Source organism: Nonomuraea sp. NEAU-A123, assembly GCF_018603905.1.
Classification (GTDB): domain Bacteria; phylum Actinomycetota; class Actinomycetes; order Streptosporangiales; family Streptosporangiaceae; genus Nonomuraea.
Map to the genome: position 1 here is coordinate 107,629 of NZ_JAHFZZ010000026.1, position 16,432 is coordinate 124,060.

Sequence of the window (16,432 nt, forward strand, 5' to 3'; positions counted from 1 at the left end):
TGTGACCCAGGGGACCACATTTGTCGGTGGGAACTGTTAGCTTCCTGCGAATGCGGATCCTGCACACCTCCGACTGGCACCTGGGGCGATCGTTCCATCGCGAGAGCCTGCTCGAGGGCCAGGCCGCGTTCATCGATCACCTGATCGAGACGGTGCGCGCCGAGCGGGTCGACGTGGTGGTGGTGTCGGGCGACGTCTACGACCGGGCCCTGCCGCCGGTCGACGCGGTCGCGCTGTGCGGCGACGCGCTGCGCCGCCTGATGGGCACCGGCGCCCGCACCGTGCTCATCAGCGGCAACCACGACTCGGCGCGGCGGCTCGGGTTCGGCGCCGACCTGATCGACGCCGCCGGGGTCCACCTGCGCACCGACCCGTCCCGCGCCTGGGAGCCGATCCTCGTGGACGACGTCGCCTTCTACGGCATCCCCTACCTGGAGCCCGAGCTGGTCCGCGGTCCGTGGGAGCTGCCCGACCGCAGCCACACCGCCGCACTGTCCCATGCCATGGCACACGTACGTGCCGATGCCGTACGACACCGCCACTCCGTCGTCCTGGCCCACGCCTTCGTCACCGGGGGAGAGGCCAGCGACAGCGAGCGCGACATCAGCGTGGGCGGGGTGGCGCACGTGCCGCTGTCGGCGTTCGACGGGGTCGACTATGTCGCGCTCGGCCACCTGCACGGCCGCCAGCGGATGTCGGAGACGGTCCGCTACTCCGGCTCGCCCCTGGCCTACTCCTTCTCGGAGGTCAACCAGAAGAAGGGGTCGTGGCTGGTCACGCTCGGCTCAACCGTCGACTTCGTACCCGCGCCCGTGCCCCGCCCGGTCGGCCGCCTGCGCGGCCTGCTGGAGGACCTCCTGACATTCCCGGAATACGCCCCTATGGAAGACCACTGGCTCCAGGTCATCCTGACCGACCCGATCCGCCCCAAATCCGCCATGGACCGGCTGCGCGCCCGCTTCCCCCACACCCTCGCCCTCTCGTTCGAGCCCTCAGGCGGCGGTCCCGCCGCCCAGCCCGCACGGCTCAGCGGGCGGCCCGAGGCGGAGGTGGCACTCGATTTCGTCCGGGAGGTACGCGGCGAGCCTGCCGCACCTGACGAGGAAGACCTGCTAAGACAGGCCATCGAGGCATCCCGGGTGAAGGAGACGATGGCGTAGATGCGGCCGCACCGGCTCTCGCTCACGGCCTTCGGGTCCTTCCCCGGTTCGGAGACGGTCGACTTCGACGCGCTGACGGAGGCGGGTCTCTTCCTCGTCCACGGACCCACGGGCGCGGGCAAGACCACGATCCTCGACGCCCTGTGCTTCGCCCTCTACGGCCAGGTCCCGGGCCAGCGCAACAGCGCCCGCGCGCTGCGCTGCGACCACGCCCCGCCGTCCGTCGGGCCTTCGGTCTCGCTCGAGGTGTCAGTGCGTGGCCGCTTACTGCGCATCCAGCGTTCTCCGGTGTGGCAGCGGCCCAAGCTGCGCGGGTCCGGGTTCACCGAGGAGAAGGCCAAGGTCATCGTCGAGGAACGGGTCGGCTCCTCCTGGCACGGCCTGACGACCCGCGCCGACGAGGCAGGGGACCTGGTGGGCGGGCTGCTCGGCATGAACGCCGACCAGTTCTGCCAGGTCGCGATGCTGCCGCAGGGCGATTTCGCCAGGTTCCTGCGCGCCGATGGGGATGACCGGCGGCGGCTGCTGGAGCGGTTGTTCACCGTGAAGGTGTTCACCCAGACGGAGTCCTGGCTGGCCGAACACCGCAAGACGTCCTGGCGGGAGCAGCAGGAGCTGCGACAGCAGGTGGACTTCGCGATCCAGCGACTGGAGGAGGCAGCAGGCGACCTCACGCCGACCGCCATCACCGCGCCGGACACTGTCGTTGCGGACAATCCCACCCCGGACGCCGCTTTGCCGTCTGCTGGTGCCCTTTTCGATCTGCCCGCAGACACCTCCGCTGGCCCGGACACTTCCGGCAGCCGCCGGTCAGCGCAGGAGGCAGCCGCCTCGCCCGGTTCCGGCACCGTCCCGCCCGGTTCCGACACGGAGCCGCCCGATGCGGACACCGACCCGATCGGGTGGGCCGGAGCGCTGCTCGCTGCCGCCCGTGCTGTCGTCGTCCGTACGACCGAGCAACACGAGTCGGCGGGGCACGCGCTGCGTTCGGCGCGTTCCCGCTTCGAGCAGGCGACGTCGCTGGCCGACCGCCAGCGCCGCCACGCCGAGGCTCTGACTCTGCGCCGCACCCTCGACGAGCGAGCCGAAGAACGCGCCGAACTCCAGGCCATCCTCGACGACGCCGCCCGCGCGGACCGCGTACTCCCGCTCATCCGAGCCGCCCGCCAGCGCGCCGAAGCCGCCGCCAAGTCCCACGCCCTGGCCACCGACGCCGTCGCCCGCGCCCACCCCCTCCTGAAAACCACCTTCACGCGCGCATCCGCTCACGCGCCCGCCGTAGACGCGCCCGCGGCCTACCCCGTTGACTGGCCGCTCGCCGACCCCTCCCACACGCCCTCAGACGAGGAGGGCGTGTCCCACGACGGCGCTCTGGCGCTGCCTCGGGGTGCGAACCTGGTCGGATGGGTCGAGCCCGAGCGGCTTCGCGCCATGGAGCGGGACCGGCAGGCGGAAATAGCCCGCCTGTCCGAGCTGCTCACCGAGGAGGCCAGACTGCTGGTGGTCCGGCGAGACCTCCAGCGCGTCGAGGAGGAGCTGACCGGGCTGGTCGCCGAGGACGAGACCGCCGCCGCCCGGCTCGCCGCCCTGCCCGCACTCGTAGATGAGGCCGAACGGAAGCTGGCCCAGGCCCGGCTGGACGCCGCCCGAATCCCGGCGGCCGAGGCCGTACGGACCGCGGCGGCCGAGCTGATCGGCGTCGACCGGGAGCTGGCCAGGCTGGCCACGGAGTTCGGCGAGCTGACCCAGCGGGAGGCCGAGGTGGCCGCCGCCGACGCGGAGCTGCCCGCCCGGCTGGCCGACGTCAACACCCGCCTCGCCGAGGTACGGGCCGAGGCAGCCGCCATCCCCGCCGCCGTCGCGACGCTGGAAGCCGCCAGGGCCGTACGGGATGCCGCCCACCGCGGTGAGACCCTCGCCGCCGAGCTGGAGTCGGCCGCCGCCGCCCACCAGTCGCTCGTGGACCGAGCCCAGGGCCTGCGCGAACACTGGCTGGACGTACGGCAGGCACGCATCGACGGCATGGCCGCCGAGCTGGCACGCGACCTGTCCGACGGCAGCCCGTGCGCCGTGTGCGGCTCCGACCACCACCCCCACCCGGCCTCACCCGCCCCCAGCGCCCCGTCCGCCGACGACGAGCAGGCGGCGGAGAGCGCCCACGAAGCGGCCCTGTCCGAACGAGAGGCGGCCGAACGCGCACTCGCCTCCCTCGAATCCCGCCACGCCGACGCCGTGTCAGCCGCAGGCGCCCTCGACACCGGCACAGCGGAGTCCGCAGCGCTCCAAGCACAGGAGCAACTGGCCCGCCTGGAGTCGATCGCCGAACGCGAGCCCGCCCTGGCCGCCGAGCTGGACCACATCGAAACGGAACGCGAACGCGTCCGGGACCAATCCCGCGAACTCGGCGAACTCCTCACGGCCCACCGCACCCACCGCACCCACTTCCAGGCCGAACGCACCCGCCTCGTCACCCGCCTCCTCCAAAGCGGCCTCCTCGACACCCACCTCCCCGCCACCGACACAAACGTCTCCGCCACCGACACCGGCCGCTCCACGGGGTCCGCCCAGTCCGACTCCCAAGCCGACCTCCGGGCAGAGGACGGAGCTGACGGCTCAGCGCAGGGTCGGGCCGAGCGGGGCGTGACCTCTGGCGAGGTGGCCGATGGTGGGGGAGTGGAGATCGGTCCTGAGCTGGCGCCCGCTGTTCTGGCGGTGGCCGAGGAGGAGTTGGAGAGGCTCCGGGTGTCGGCCGGGTTGGAGGCTGGGCTGGCAAAGGAGGCCGCCGGGCTCAGTCAGGAGCGGGTGGCGCTGGAAGAGCGGGTGCGCCGCGTGAGCGCCCGTCTGGCGGCCGGGCGTACCAGACAAGAGGAGCTCAGCGGTGACGCCGGACGACTGACCGCGCGGCTCGACAGCGCGCGCGGCGACGACTCGACCCTCACAGCCCGCCTGTCCAGGCTGAACGACGAGGCCGAGCTGCTGCGGGAGGCCCTTGAAGCCACGCTGGCGGCCGTCGCCGCCGAGGCTGAGCGGGTCAGGGCGGTGGAGGCGGCCGGGCGGGCGGCTCTGGAGGCGGGGTTCGACGACGTCGCCGACGTGGAGGCCGCCGCCAGGAGCGAGTACGAGCGGGAGGGCAAGGCGGAGCTGCTGCGGCGGCTCGACGCGCAGCACGCGGCCGTGACCAGCACGCTGGCCGATCCCGAGCTGGTCGCCGCCGCGCAGCAGGACATACCCGATCTGGCCGCCGCCGAGGCAGCACGCGACGAAGCCGAGCGGGCGCACACAGCGCTGGCGTCGGCCCGGGACCAGGCCGCACAGCGCGAACGGCGGGTGGCCGAGCTGGGCGCGGAACTGTCGACGTGCATTGACCGGTGGCAGCCCGCCGCCGACCGGCATCGGCTGGCCGAGCGGCTGGCGGCGCTGGCCAGCGGCACGTCGAGCGACAACCAGTGGAGCATGAGCCTGTCGTCGTTCGTGCTCGGCGAACGGCTCCGGCAGGTGGTCGACGCCGCCAACGAGCGCCTCGACCACATGTCGGCCGGACGCTACCTGCTCCGGCACGACCTGCGGAAGACGGCCGGGGCCAGAGGGCGTTCCGGGGGCGGGCTGGGGTTGCGGGTGGCCGACGGGTGGACGGGTGTCGACCGCGACCCGGCCACGCTGTCGGGCGGGGAGAGCTTCATCACGTCCCTCGCTCTCGCGCTCGGGCTGGCCGACGTGGTCACCGCCGAAGCCGGCGGGGCGGAGATCGGCACGCTCTTCGTGGACGAGGGCTTCGGCACGCTCGACGAGGACACGCTCGACGGCGTGCTCGACATCCTCGACGGGCTGCGTGACGGAGGCCGGGCGGTCGGCATCATCAGTCACGTCGCCGAGCTCCGCTCCCGGGTCCCGGCGCAGCTCAAGGTCTCCAAGACGCGTACCGGATCCACCCTGTCGGCGGTCGGCGTAGGCTGACGATCTCAGAGGCGCGGTACTCTCGGGCGTGTCTGAAACCACCACCGCACCACCACCGTTACCGGAGCTCACCCGGGTGCTGATCGGCCCCCCGGGATGGGTGCTGCATTCCCTGGTCGCGCTGGCCGGGCTGATCATACTGAACGACTACAGCCTGCCTGGCGGCGGCGGCTTCATCGGCTTGCTGCTGGGGCTCGCGATCGCGCTCTGCACCGTCATCGTGTGGACCGCCCGATTCGGGGTGGGTCTGCTGCGTTCGGACGGTCGTCCCAGGTTGCGCAGGCACTGGCCGCGCTGGTTGACCGCGCCGATCATGGGGGTGGCCGTGATCGGGCTGGTGTACTTCGATGTGCCGTCCACTGCCCGGTTCGCGCTGTCCGAGTCGAGCCTGGAGGACTTCGCGCGCACGGTCGCCTCGCAGGCAGAGGAGACGGAGATCGGTGACACGTGGGTAGGGCTCTATCCGCTGACGTCGATCGAGCCGAACGAGGGCGGGGCGCGGTTCCTGGTGAGTGGCACCGGCTTCCTGGACCAGTACGGGTTCGCCTGGAGCCCGAAGGGGCCGCCACCAGAGGAGAGCCACACTGGATATACGCACATGGACGGCCCCTGGTACCTGTGGGTGAGCAAATTTTGAGGGTGCCCGGCACGCCGCTCCTGTGGATCTTCCTGGCCGCCGCGCCGCTGGTCCCCGTGTACTTCCTTTCGGGGGAACTCATCCTGCTGGCGGCGCTGATCGTCGCGCTGGTCGCCATGGTCGCCGCCGTTACCCGGGCCTACCAGGACGCGGCCCTGATCCAGGCCGCGGAAGACCGGACCCGGGACGCGGAAGAATGACGCGGTTCGGCGTTCGCGCGGTGTCTCAGCGGGGGATCGGCAGCACGCGGTCGGGGTGGTCCTGCCGGCGTGCCTCACCATCCGGGTAGATGCGCCACGAATCGCCCGACGCCAGCAGTATCGGGCTCCGCCACGCCTCGGTCGGGTGAGGGAGCTCGATGTGCCGGACCCGTTGCGACGCGTCCCAGATCAGCAGTCCGCGTACGTCACCGAGCAGATTGATCTTGACCGGGTCGTGCAGCGGATGGTCCCACAGGCCGCCGAGCTCGGCATAGACGACGCGATCGTCCAGCCATTCGGCGAACTGCTCGCACAGCGGGCCCATGTCCTGATCACACGGCACCGGCACCGGGTCGCCGTCGACCCAGAGCAGCGCGCCGATCCAGTTCGGTCCCTGAAGCAGCGCCTCAGGACTCATCCCGGCCGGCCACTGTTGTCGCCGCCGTCACACTCCACATCCTGGATCTCTGTGACGCCGCGAGTCCAGTGGTTCGGTCGTTCCGCGCTGCCGCAGCGGTTCCGTGCCACGTTCGCGCGTTCCGCCTCTCCTATATTTCGGTCTATGCAGTCATTTCTTACGCGCAAGTCCCTCAGCGGTACGTGGGGCACCGTCCTGCTGCCGCTCCGCTCCGACGACTCCATCGACTTCGCCCGGCTGGCCGACGAGCTGGACCGGCTGGCCGCCGTGGGTCTGGACGGCGTGTACGCGCACGGCACGGCGGGGGAGTTCCACGCGTTATCCGATCAGGAATACCAGCAGGTCAACGAGCTGCTCGCGGAGCGGTGCGCGGGGCTGCCGTTCCAGATAGGCGCCAGTCACATGAGCGCCACCACCTGCCTGCGACGGGTGGAGCTCGCCCGCGAGCTCCGGCCCGGGGCCATCCAGGTGATCCTGCCTGACTGGGCGCCACCGTCGCGGGCCGAGGTGGTGACCTTCCTCGAGCGGGTTGCCGAGGTCGCCGACCCCGTGCCGCTGGTGCTGTACAACCCGCCGCACGCCAAGACCCGCCTCACGCCCGCCGACTTCGGCATGCTGGCCGCCCGGGTCCCCGCGCTGGTCGGGGTGAAGGTCGCGGGCGGCGACGCGGGTTGGTATCGCGAGATGCTGAACGAGGCGGCCGACCTGCCGCTGTTCGTGGCGGGGCACACCCTCGCCACCGGCATGGAACTGGGCGCGGCGGGGTCCTACTCCAACATCGCGGCGTTCAGCCCGGCCGGCGCCATGGCCTGGCAGCACCTCATGCGCACCGCTCCGGCGGCGGCGCGCGACGTGGAACGCCGGATCGGCCGCTTCTTCGCCGAGCACGTCCGGCCCCTCGCGTCCGGGGGCTACGCCAACCCGGCGCTCGACAAGTTCCTCGCCCATGTCGGCGGCTGGGCGGACATCGGCACCCGGGTCCGCTGGCCGTACCGCTCGGTAGCGGAGCAGCACGCCGAACGACTCCGCCCGATCGCCAGAATGGCCCTACCGGAGCTGTTCCCCGCGCCGTAGCGTCCCGGGAGTGAGAATCCGGCAACTGGCGCCCGTCATAGCGTCTCTCCTCCTGGCCGGTACGGTGGCCGCCTGCACGTCCGCGCCTCCGACGGCTCGGTCATCGCAACGGGATGCCGCCTCGCCGGGCAATCCATCCCAGACCGAAGTGAGCACATCGCCACCAGGCGAGGCCGGTCCGCTGCGGGTGCCGAGTATGGACGCGGGCACCACATCCCTGCTCGCCGCGGGGCCGACCAAGGGATCTCGCCAGGTCGGTGTCATCCCCGGCGGTAAGGGGAGCGTCTGGGTGCTGTTCGACTGCCGGGGGGCGGGAAAGGCGGAGATCATCGTGGAGTCGGTGGTGAACATGCCGTTCACCTGCTTGGCGGAGTCGCTCACACCGACCCTGAACAAGCTCGACCTCACGTCCAAGAAGGCATTGCGGATCCGTGTTCGGGCCCCCGACTCGGTCGAATGGGCCTTGCGGGTTACACAGTGAGGCTTCAGGGCCGCGTCACGCGGCCCTGAGTCAGACGAGTGTGGGGTTGGCCGGAATGTCGTCGCGGAGCGAGGTCTCGGACAAGGGGGCCGCGAGCTGGTGTTCGACGACTTCGGCCAGGTTGGTGTCCATGTCCGGCCCGTAGAGGTCCTCGGCGAGGTTGAGGTGGCGGCGCATCGCCTCGCGGGCGCCGTCGGGGTCGCGGTCGAGGATGTGCTCCAGGATCACGGTGTGCAGGGGCTCGCCGGCGGCGCGGACTTCGCGGTCGCTGAGGCTGCGCAGCATCAGGCCGTAGGCGAGGTCCTGGATCGCGGTGAACATCATGTGGATGACCGGGTTGCCGGAGGCCCTGGCGATGGTCTCGTGGAAGGTGAGGTCGACGCGTGCCCTGGCGTGCAGGTTGCCCGGCTGCGCGAAGAGCTGGTGGATGCGCAGCAGGTCGGTCCGGTCCTGCTTGGTCGCGTTGATCGCGGCCAGGCCGGCGGCCTCGGTCTCCAGCATGACGCGGGCGCGCATGAGCTGCCGGGCGGTGACGCCCGCCGCGCGGGCCGCGAGGTTCATCGGCCGCATCAGGTTCTCCGCCGTGTAGTGGCGGACGAAGCTGCCGCGTTTCGGCGAGACCTCGACGAGCCCACGTTCCTGCAGGGCCTTGAGCGCCTCCCGGATGACGGGGCGGCTGACGGTGAACTCGGTCGCCAGGTCGCGTTCGGACGGCAGGCGGACCCCGGGGGCCCAGCCTCCGGTCAGGATCCGGTTCTCGAGTACGGCGATGAGCGTACTCAGGTTCGTCGTCGACGGTGTCTTCCCGCGCCCAGCGGTCATGCCGACCACGGTAGCGGCTGGCCGTCGGCGGCGAGTTCGATGCCGTGCCAGCACGCCCGCCCATCCGGGCCGAAGAGGTGAAGATCGGCGAGCGGCACCTGGAAGGTCGCGGGTTCTCCGTCGCGCGGTCCGGTGCGGGGCGGGAGGCGGGCGACGATGGCCCGTCCGGTGCTGTCGCGCAGGTGGAGGATGCTCTCGTTGCCGAGGTTCTCCCGGTACGACACGGTCGCCGCCAACGGATAGGCGGGCGTTCCGTCGTCGACGCGCATGTGGACCGACTCGGGCCGGAAGCCGATCCGCACCGACTCCGGCAGGTCCGCCGGCAGCCCCTTGCGCGGCAGCCGCCAGGTCAGCTCGCCGCTGGTCAGCTCCACTTCCTCCTCGAAGGGGCGGACGGTGGCGCCGAGCAGGTTCATCCGGGGGCTGCCGAGGAACGTGGCGACGAACACGGTCGCCGGTCTCTCGTAGATGTCGGTCGGAGTGCCGATCTGGGCGAACTCGCCCTCGTTGAGCACCGCCACACGGTCTCCCATGGTCATGGCCTCGACCTGATCGTGCGTCACGTACAGGACCGTGCCCTTGGTGCGGCGGTGGAACTCGATGAGCTCCGCGCGCATCTGCACGCGCAACGCGGCATCCAGGTTGGACAGCGGCTCGTCCATGAGGTACGCGGCCGGCTCGCGGATCATGGCGCGGCCGAGCGCCACCCGCTGGCGCTGACCGCCGGAGAGCTGCCCGGGCCGCTTCTTGAGCTGGTCGGTGAGCCCGAGGGCCTCGCCGGTGTCGGCGATCCGCTGCCGGATGACGTCCTTCGGCACGTGGTGGGCACGCAGCCCGAACGCCAGGTTGCCCTCGACGCTCAGATGCGGATAAAGGGCGTAGTCCTGGAAGACCATCCCGATCCCGCGGTCACCGGGGTGGGCGTGGGTGACGTCACGCCCGCCCACCGTCACCCGCCCGGAGCTGACCGGCTCGATGCCGGCGACGATACGCATCAGCGTGGACTTCCCGCACCCGGACGGACCGACGATCACCAGGAACTCCCCGTCCTGGACGTGCAGGTCGATGTCGGCGAACAGCACCTGATTGCCGTAGCGCTTGGTCACCTGCTCGACGCGGATGCCGTCGGTCATCGCTTGACTCCTCCGAGGGTGAGGCCCGAGACGTAGTAACGCTGCAGGAAAGAGAACAGGACGAGCGGGGGCAGGATCGAGATGAGTGCCGCCGCGGTCTGGAGGTGGTAGACGATCCCGTGTTCCCCCTCGAAGGACGACAGCGCGAGCGGCAGTGTCCACAGCTCCTGCTCGCTGGCCGCGATCAAGGGCCAGATCAGGTTGTCCCACTGGGCGAGGAACTGCAGCAGCAGAACGGTGAGCAGGGCCGGTCGCAGCAGCGGTACGGCGATGCGGAGAAAGATGCGCAGCTCGCTGGCGCCGTCCACCCGCGCGGCGTGCAGCATCTGCACCGGGATGCCCAGCGCGAACTGCCGGACCAGGAAGACGCCGAGCGCGCTGGCGGCGAAGGGCGCGATCAGGCCCTGATAGCTGTTGAGCCACCCGATCTCGCTGAGCATGACGAACACCGGGATCATGACGACCGCCGGGGTCAGCGACAGCGCGATGACCACCAGGTTGAGCAGGGCGGCCCGGCCGGGGAACCGCAGCCGGGCCAGCGCGTACCCGGCGGCCGCCGAGATCGCCACGTCGAGCACGGAGACCGCCGACGCGATCAGGACGCTGTTCATCAGGTAGCGCGGGAACCGGCCGTCGGTCATGATCTGGCCGATGTTGTCGAACAGCGCGAACCCGTGGAACCCGAGCCCGGACAGATCGCCGTCGTCCGGCGCGGACGCCAGCACGATCATGGAGTAGAGCGGGAGCAGCATCAGCGCCACGAAGCCGATGAGGGCCACGGCGGTGAGTGGCCGGCCGATTCTCATTCCTCGTCACTCCTGACCAACGTGAACTGGGTGAAGGCGAAGATCAGCAGCACCACCAGCAGGACGATCGCGATCGCGGACGCGTAGCCGAACCGGGAGTAGGAGAACGCGTTGTTGTACAGGTACAACGGCAGCACCTGGGTGGCGTTGACCGGTCCGCCCTTGGTGAGCAGGTAGGCGGGCACGAAGGACTGCATGGCCCCGGTGACCGCCACGACGATCACGAAGGTGAAGGTGCGGCGCAGCAGCGGCACGGTGACCAGGAAGAAGGTACGCAGCGTGCGGGCGCCGTCGATGGCCGCGGCCTCGAAGACGTTGGCCGGCAGGGCCTGCAGCCCGGCGACGAAGATGATCACGTACAGGCCGACGTACTTCCAGATGACCATCACGAGCAGCGCCCAGATGGCGTAGTCCGAGTCGGTGAGCCACGGCCGGGCGCCGACCCCGGCCGCCTGGGCGATCGTGTCGGCGAGACCGCCGGTCGAGTAGATGACCTGCCACAGTACGGTGGCGCCGACCAGCGGCATCACCGCGGGAATGAAGATCAGCCCGCGTAGCCAGGCCCGGAACCGCCCGGGTTTGGCCAGCGGCACGGCCACGACCAGAGCGATCACGATCGTCGGGCCCACGGCGAAGACCGTGTACAGCAGGGTCACCCACGCGCTGCTCCAGAACTCGTCGCTCGTCACCATCTGGCGATAGTTGTCGAGCCCGACCCATTGGGGAGTGCCGGAGAGATCGTAGGAGGTGAAGCTCAGGTACAGGGCGGCGAGCGCGGGCAGTGCCCAGAACAGCACGAAGTACACGATCGCCGGGGCGGCGAGGCCCGCGCCGGCGCGGGCCTCGACCGTGGACATGGAGCGGGCTCTCACTTGAGAATCCGCCCCACCGCGTCGTCGAACGCGGTCGCGGCTGTTTTGGCGTCCTGCTTCTTGTGGATCACCGATTCGAGCGAGTCGAGCAGCGCCTTGATCGTCTCGGTCCATTGCGGCAGCACCGGGCCGAAATCGGTGTACGGGATCTGCTCCTCAAGCTGCTGACTGGCCTTGTCGCTCGCGCTGGCCAGCTTCTGCCAGCCGGCCGTCGGGGTGACCAGGCCGGTGGCGGACAGTTGCTGGTCGACGTTGTCGCCCTCGGTGAGCCAGTTGATGAAATGCCAGGCCGTGAACGGGTTCTTCGCCTTCTTGGCGACCATCCAGCCCCAGGAGTAGCCGGCGGCCACCTTCTCCTTGCCCTCCCAGCTGGGCACGATGGCGCTGTCGAAGGTCTTGCCCAGCTTGGCCTCGGGGTTGATGGCCGGGATGAGGCTCGAGGTGAACCGGCCGGACATCAGCATGGCCGAGGTGCCCTTGGCGAACAGGCCGAACGCGCCGACCGGGTCGCTCAGCTTGGGATTGCCGAGGCTGCCGTAGTATTCGAGCGCCTTGATGCCCTCCGGCGTGTTCAGCATGCCGCGCCGGGAGCTCTCGTCGATGATCTGGCCGCCCAGCCCGTGGATCAGCGGGATGAAGTTCAGCATCGCCCAGATGTTGTCGGCGAGCTGCCACTGGAGCCCGACCTTGGAGGCGTCCGCGTTGGTGAGCTTCTGGCTGAACTCGGCGATCTGCTCCCAGGTCGTGGGGGGCTTGTCAGGGTCGAGTCCGGCCTGCTCGAAGCGGTCGCGGCGGTACCACAGGTGGACCGAGTTGAAGTCGATCGGCGTGCCGTAGATCTGATTCTCGTAGGTCAGCGCGGCGAACGCGTTGGCCTCGAACCTGCTCTTGAGCTGGTCGAGGGAGCCGACGCCGAAGTCCGCCGGCGCCAACGGCGCGAGCTGCCCCTTCGACGCCCGCTCGGCGAGCGTCCAGGCGCCGACCTTGATCAGGTCGGGCGGGGCGCCCGTGGTGAACGCCGTGGAGAGCTTGGTGTCGAGGTTGGCGATCGGGACGTACAGCGGTTTGATCGTCACCTTCGGGTACTTCTTCTGATATTCGGCGATCTTGGCGTTGAAGTACTTGGTGTTCGCGGGCTCTTCATGCATCCAGACGACGACCTGGCCCTGTGGCCCGGCCTTGCTGGAGCCGACCGGCTGGTCGTCCGACCCGCACCCGGTCAGGGTCAGTTGGCTCACTGCGCCACCGAGGGTGAGCAGGGCGGCGCCACGCAGCAGGTCTCGACGGGGGATGGCACTCATGTGTTCGGTTCCTTCCAACACACAGGCCGTTCAGGGAACGGCGGTGAACTCGGTTACCCCCGTGTGGATGGCGTCGGTCATGCTCCGGTGCCAGGCCACGTCATTCCACATGCCGATGAACTGCGGCCCGCAGAAGTTGCTGGTAGCCAGCGCCTCCCACCGACCGGTGGCCAGCGCGGCACGTACCCCGACCTCGCACAGCTCCTTGATCCAGGCCCAGTCGCGGCCCGGCCCGTCCTTGTAGTTCACGACCGCCCAGCACTCGGTCGTCACCAGCGGTTTGCCGGCCGACCGCGACCATGCGGCGACGCGCTCGATGTGGGCGGTGAGGCCGTCGGCCCAACGCCGTGGGTCCGCCCGGTAGAGGCGTTCCGCCGGGCCGGACAGCGCCTGGTAGGCGTGCGGGTCGAACTGGGAGTGCTCCAGGTCGTAGCCGATCTCGGTGTAGAAATCGGTGGCCTGCGGCGTCATCCATACGTGCGGTTCGAGCAGGTCCAGCTCGGTGAGGTCCTCGCCGTCCGCGCCGGTGGTCTCGGTGGCGATGGACAGCGTGTAGCGGTAGCGCGGATGCGCCGCGCGCAGGGTGGCGATGGCCTCGCGCGTCCAGCTCCGCACCACCTTCTCGGACCGCGACAGGAGGACGGCGTCCGGGTCGTTCCCGTACAGGAACGGCGCCCACATCGGGATCGGCCACTCGTTGACCAGGTCGACGAAGTAGATAGCGTCGGCGAGACCCGCGTTCTCGATGGCCGACAGCGTGACGTCCCAGACACCGGCCAGGTCGGCCGCGGTCCGGATATGGGACCGGGTGTCGAGTTCGTCCCGGCGGAACCAGGAGGACAAAGCCACCCGCAAGCCCCGGGCCGCGCAGGCCTGGATGAACTCCAGCAGTTCGGGCAGCACGCGCACGGATACGGGCTCGGTCGCGCCCCACGCCTCGAAGTGCCAGACGGGCAGCAGGCGCCAGGTCCGCTGCGGATCGGCCGCCACCAGATGGGGGAAGGCGTCGATGCGCACCGCGTCGTAGCCGCGCTCGACGAGCTCGTCGAGCGCGCGGTCCCAGTCCTCGTACCCGGCGCCGTCCCAGCGCCGTTCGAGCCAGGAGAAGTCCCACATGGTGATCGCCAGGGGTCTGTCGGTCAACGTCATAGCCTCAACATCCGTCCCGACCGTGGTCTTACCAGATTGCAAGAGCTTTGCTGGTAGGAGCATTACTGTCAAGGGTCAATTGTTTCTTGCGGATTACTGGTCTTACCAGATAACGTCCTGGAACCATGAGTACCCGAGCGGTCGTGCGCGGACTGGAGACCATCCGTTGTTCGATTCAGCCCAACGTGCTGCTGGTGCGGCTGCACACCGACGACGGGCACGCCGGCCTCGGCGAGTCGTTCTTCGGGGCCGAGGCGGTCGAGGCCTACCTGCATGAGACCGTCGCCCCGCTCCTCGTCGGCGCGCCGGTGCCCGGCCCGGAGCGGCTGCGCCGGCTGCTGATCGGCCATGTCGGCTTCCAGGGCAGCGGTGTGGAGACCCGTGGCAACGGCGCGGTGGACCTCGCCGTGTGGGACCTGCTCGGCAAGACCACGGGGCAGCCGGTGTCCACCCTGCTCGGCGGGCCGTACCAGGACAGCCTTCCTGTCTACAACACCTGCGCCGGCCCCTCGTACGTCAAGAACGAGCCGCGTCAGGCCGTGTCCAACTGGGGGCTGGCGACGGCGTCGCCGTACGACGACCTCCAAGGCTTCCTGGAGCGGCCGGCGGAGCTGGCCAAGTCCCTGTGGGACGAGGGGTTCCGCGCGATGAAGGTGTGGCCGTTCGACCAGGCGGCCGAGCGCACCGGCGGCACCCGGCTGGACCGGGAGGACCTGCGTGCCGGCCTGCGGGTGCTCGACGAGATCAAGAACGCCGTGCCGGAGATGGAGGTCATGGTCGAGCTGCACGGGCTCTGGAGCCTGTACGCGGCCGCCGGTCTGATGCGGGACCTGGAGAGGTTCGCCCCGTTCTGGGTGGAGGACCCGTTGCGGTCCGACAGCCACGGCTCCTACGCGACCCTGCAGGCGGGGACGTCCGTGCCGCTGGCCACCGGCGAGACGCTGACCGGGCAGCGCTCGTTCCGCGGGCTGCTGGAACGCTCGGCGATCCGGGTGGCGATCATCGACATGGGCTGGTCGGGCGGGCTCACGGAGGCGCGCAAGATCGCCGCGCTCGCCGACTCGTACGACATCCCGTTCGCGCCGCACGACTGCACCGGGCCGATCTCCTTCGCGGCGTGCGTCCACCTCGCCCTGAGCCAGCCCAACACGCTGGTGCAGGAGAGCGTGCGGGCCTTCCAGCACACCTGGTATCAGGAGCTCGCGACCGGCCTGCCACGAGTGGAGAACGGCACGGTGCGCCTGGACGGACGGCCGGGACTGGGGGTGGAGCTCGTCCCCGGCCTCACCGAACGCGCCGACGTCACCACCCGGCTGTCCGGGAGCCGGTCGTGAGCCGGCCGCGGATGAGGGCGCTGCGCTGGTTCGGCCGCGGCGACGTGCGGCTGGTCGACACCGAGGTGCCCGTGCCGGGTCCCGGAGAGGTCCTGATCGCGGTCACGCTGTGCGGCGTCTGCGGCAGTGACAGCGAGGAGTACCGGTTCGGGCCGGTCGTGGTGCCGGTCGAACCGCACCCGCTGACCGGCCGGAGCGCGCCGCTCACCCTGGGGCACGAGGTCGTCGGCGTGGTGGCGGAGGCCGGTCCCGGCGTGGCCCTTGCGCCCGGCACCCCGGTCGTGCCGGATGTCGTGCTCGGCTGCGGCCGGTGCTGGTGGTGCGCCCGCGGCGACTACCCGCTGTGCGAGCGTGGCGCGGCACTCGGGCTGCAGGCCGACGGCGGGCTGGCGGAGTACCTGGTGGCACCGGCCGCTCGCTGCGTCCCCCTGCCCGACGGCATGCCCGCCGCCGTGGCCGTCTTCGCCGAGCCGGCGGCGGTCGCGGTCCGCGCGCTCGACAAGGCCGGCGACGTGTCCGGGGCGGTGGTCGCGGTGGTCGGCGCCGGGGCCGTCGGCCTGCTGGTCGCCCAGGTGGCCAGGTCGCGCGGCGCGGCGACGGTCGTCGCGGTCGACCCGGACCCGGGCCGCCGCGCGCTGGCCCGCTCGTGCGGCCTGGTCGGCGTGGCGCCCGACTCCGCTCTCGCCGCCGTACGCGAACTGACCGACGGCCGTGGCGCCGACGCGGTGGTGGAGTGCGCGGGACCGGCGGCCGCGGTGGAGAGCGCGCTGTCGCTGTGCCGGCGCGGCGGTACCACGGTCCTGCTCGGCGTGTCGCCGGAGCCGGCCGCCCTTCCCACGCTGGACGTGGTGCTCGGCGAGAAGCGGATCGTGGGGTCGGCCTCCCACCGGTGGGACACCGACCTGCGTGCCGCGGTCGCCCTGCTGCACGGCGGGCAGATCCGCGTCGACCAGTTGCCCACCCAGACCGTCCCGCTCTCGCAAGCCGTGGCGCGCGGGCTGGCCGAGCCGCCGCGCGACATCGTGAAGACGATCGTCGACGTACTCCGCCAAAGCTAGTCGGCTATGAAGTGCCTAGTGCCGGGAGGGTAA

General features: G+C 70.7%; 15 protein-coding genes. 8 read left to right on the forward strand and 7 right to left on the reverse strand.

Annotated features, from left to right (window positions below; translation table 11 throughout):
• Positions 1 to 50: 50 nt before the first annotated feature.
• The 4 genes from KLK06_RS49205 to KLK06_RS49220 are packed head-to-tail and all read left to right on the forward strand — an operon-like array spanning position 51 to position 5,951.
• A complete protein-coding gene (locus KLK06_RS49205) occupies positions 51 to 1,160 on the forward strand; it encodes an exonuclease SbcCD subunit D (RefSeq protein WP_214642673.1) in 1,110 nt (369 codons plus the stop codon).
• Positions 1,161 to 5,114, forward strand: a complete 3,954-nt coding sequence (locus KLK06_RS49210; protein ID WP_214642674.1) for an AAA family ATPase — start codon at positions 1,161 to 1,163, stop codon at positions 5,112 to 5,114. It begins immediately after the preceding gene.
• Between the two features lie 28 nt (positions 5,115 to 5,142).
• On the forward strand, positions 5,143 to 5,751 hold the full coding sequence (locus KLK06_RS49215) for a hypothetical protein (protein ID WP_214642675.1): 609 nt from the start codon (positions 5,143 to 5,145) through the stop codon (positions 5,749 to 5,751).
• Between the two features lie 2 nt (positions 5,752 to 5,753).
• Entirely contained in the window at positions 5,754 to 5,951 is a 198-nt protein-coding gene (locus KLK06_RS49220; protein ID WP_214642676.1) for a hypothetical protein, read from the forward strand.
• 25 nt (positions 5,952 to 5,976) lie between these two features.
• Here KLK06_RS49220 and KLK06_RS49225 read toward each other — a convergent pair whose 3' ends face one another.
• Positions 5,977 to 6,369 (reverse strand): hypothetical protein, encoded by a 393-nt coding sequence (locus tag KLK06_RS49225; protein WP_214642677.1) that lies wholly within the window; start codon positions 6,367 to 6,369, stop codon positions 5,977 to 5,979.
• 144 nt (positions 6,370 to 6,513) lie between these two features.
• On the opposite strand from KLK06_RS49225, the gene KLK06_RS49230 reads away from it, so the two are divergent.
• Together KLK06_RS49230 and KLK06_RS49235 are read left to right on the forward strand one after the other, a co-directional pair.
• A complete protein-coding gene (locus tag KLK06_RS49230) occupies positions 6,514 to 7,443 on the forward strand; it encodes a dihydrodipicolinate synthase family protein (protein WP_214642678.1) in 930 nt (309 codons plus the stop codon).
• A gap of 148 nt (positions 7,444 to 7,591) precedes the next feature.
• Positions 7,592 to 7,924: a hypothetical protein gene (locus tag KLK06_RS49235; RefSeq protein WP_214642679.1), complete on the forward strand. Its 333-nt coding sequence runs from the start codon at positions 7,592 to 7,594 to the stop codon at positions 7,922 to 7,924.
• 30 nt (positions 7,925 to 7,954) lie between these two features.
• Here KLK06_RS49235 and KLK06_RS49240 read toward each other — a convergent pair whose 3' ends face one another.
• The 6 genes from KLK06_RS49240 to KLK06_RS49265 are packed head-to-tail and all read right to left on the reverse strand — an operon-like array spanning position 7,955 to position 14,001.
• Complete coding sequence (locus KLK06_RS49240) at positions 7,955 to 8,746, reverse strand: FadR/GntR family transcriptional regulator (protein ID WP_214642680.1); 792 nt, start codon at positions 8,744 to 8,746, stop codon at positions 7,955 to 7,957.
• Complete coding sequence (locus KLK06_RS49245) at positions 8,743 to 9,879, reverse strand: ABC transporter ATP-binding protein (protein ID WP_214642681.1); 1,137 nt, start codon at positions 9,877 to 9,879, stop codon at positions 8,743 to 8,745. The genes KLK06_RS49240 and KLK06_RS49245 overlap by 4 nt, the downstream gene beginning before the upstream one ends.
• Entirely contained in the window at positions 9,876 to 10,685 is an 810-nt protein-coding gene (locus tag KLK06_RS49250) for a carbohydrate ABC transporter permease (protein WP_214642682.1), read from the reverse strand. Before KLK06_RS49250 ends, KLK06_RS49245 begins: the two co-directional genes overlap by 4 nt.
• On the reverse strand, positions 10,682 to 11,542 hold the full coding sequence (locus KLK06_RS49255; protein WP_214642683.1) for a carbohydrate ABC transporter permease: 861 nt from the start codon (positions 11,540 to 11,542) through the stop codon (positions 10,682 to 10,684). The genes KLK06_RS49250 and KLK06_RS49255 overlap by 4 nt, the downstream gene beginning before the upstream one ends.
• A gap of 11 nt (positions 11,543 to 11,553) precedes the next feature.
• Positions 11,554 to 12,858: an extracellular solute-binding protein gene (locus KLK06_RS49260; protein WP_214642684.1), complete on the reverse strand. Its 1,305-nt coding sequence runs from the start codon at positions 12,856 to 12,858 to the stop codon at positions 11,554 to 11,556.
• 30 nt (positions 12,859 to 12,888) lie between these two features.
• Positions 12,889 to 14,001: a cellulase-like family protein gene (locus tag KLK06_RS49265; RefSeq protein ID WP_214642685.1), complete on the reverse strand. Its 1,113-nt coding sequence runs from the start codon at positions 13,999 to 14,001 to the stop codon at positions 12,889 to 12,891.
• 131 nt (positions 14,002 to 14,132) lie between these two features.
• Here KLK06_RS49265 and KLK06_RS49270 point away from each other — a divergent pair, with 131 nt between their 5' ends.
• Both KLK06_RS49270 and KLK06_RS49275 read left to right on the forward strand, forming a co-directional pair.
• Positions 14,133 to 15,341: a mandelate racemase/muconate lactonizing enzyme family protein gene (locus KLK06_RS49270; RefSeq protein ID WP_214642686.1), complete on the forward strand. Its 1,209-nt coding sequence runs from the start codon at positions 14,133 to 14,135 to the stop codon at positions 15,339 to 15,341.
• A complete protein-coding gene (locus KLK06_RS49275) occupies positions 15,338 to 16,399 on the forward strand; it encodes a zinc-binding dehydrogenase (RefSeq protein ID WP_214642687.1) in 1,062 nt (353 codons plus the stop codon). Before KLK06_RS49270 ends, KLK06_RS49275 begins: the two co-directional genes overlap by 4 nt.
• Positions 16,400 to 16,432: the final 33 nt, after the last annotated feature.

What these genes read in the sequence shown, in the direction of transcription:
- KLK06_RS49205 (WP_214642673.1), top strand. Translation starts at nt 51, where the DNA reads ATGCGGATCCTGCACACCTCCGACTGGCACCTGGGGCGATCGTTCCAT.
- KLK06_RS49210 (WP_214642674.1), top strand. Translation starts at nt 1,161, where the DNA reads ATGCGGCCGCACCGGCTCTCGCTCACGGCCTTCGGGTCCTTCCCCGGT.
- KLK06_RS49225 (WP_214642677.1), bottom strand. Translation starts at nt 6,369, where the DNA reads ATGAGTCCTGAGGCGCTGCTTCAGGGACCGAACTGGATCGGCGCGCTG.
- KLK06_RS49230 (WP_214642678.1), top strand. Translation starts at nt 6,514, where the DNA reads ATGCAGTCATTTCTTACGCGCAAGTCCCTCAGCGGTACGTGGGGCACC.
- KLK06_RS49240 (WP_214642680.1), bottom strand. Translation starts at nt 8,746, where the DNA reads ATGACCGCTGGGCGCGGGAAGACACCGTCGACGACGAACCTGAGTACG.
- KLK06_RS49245 (WP_214642681.1), bottom strand. Translation starts at nt 9,879, where the DNA reads ATGACCGACGGCATCCGCGTCGAGCAGGTGACCAAGCGCTACGGCAAT.
- KLK06_RS49250 (WP_214642682.1), bottom strand. Translation starts at nt 10,685, where the DNA reads ATGAGAATCGGCCGGCCACTCACCGCCGTGGCCCTCATCGGCTTCGTG.
- KLK06_RS49255 (WP_214642683.1), bottom strand. Translation starts at nt 11,542, where the DNA reads ATGTCCACGGTCGAGGCCCGCGCCGGCGCGGGCCTCGCCGCCCCGGCG.
- KLK06_RS49260 (WP_214642684.1), bottom strand. Translation starts at nt 12,858, where the DNA reads ATGAGTGCCATCCCCCGTCGAGACCTGCTGCGTGGCGCCGCCCTGCTC.
- KLK06_RS49270 (WP_214642686.1), top strand. Translation starts at nt 14,133, where the DNA reads ATGAGTACCCGAGCGGTCGTGCGCGGACTGGAGACCATCCGTTGTTCG.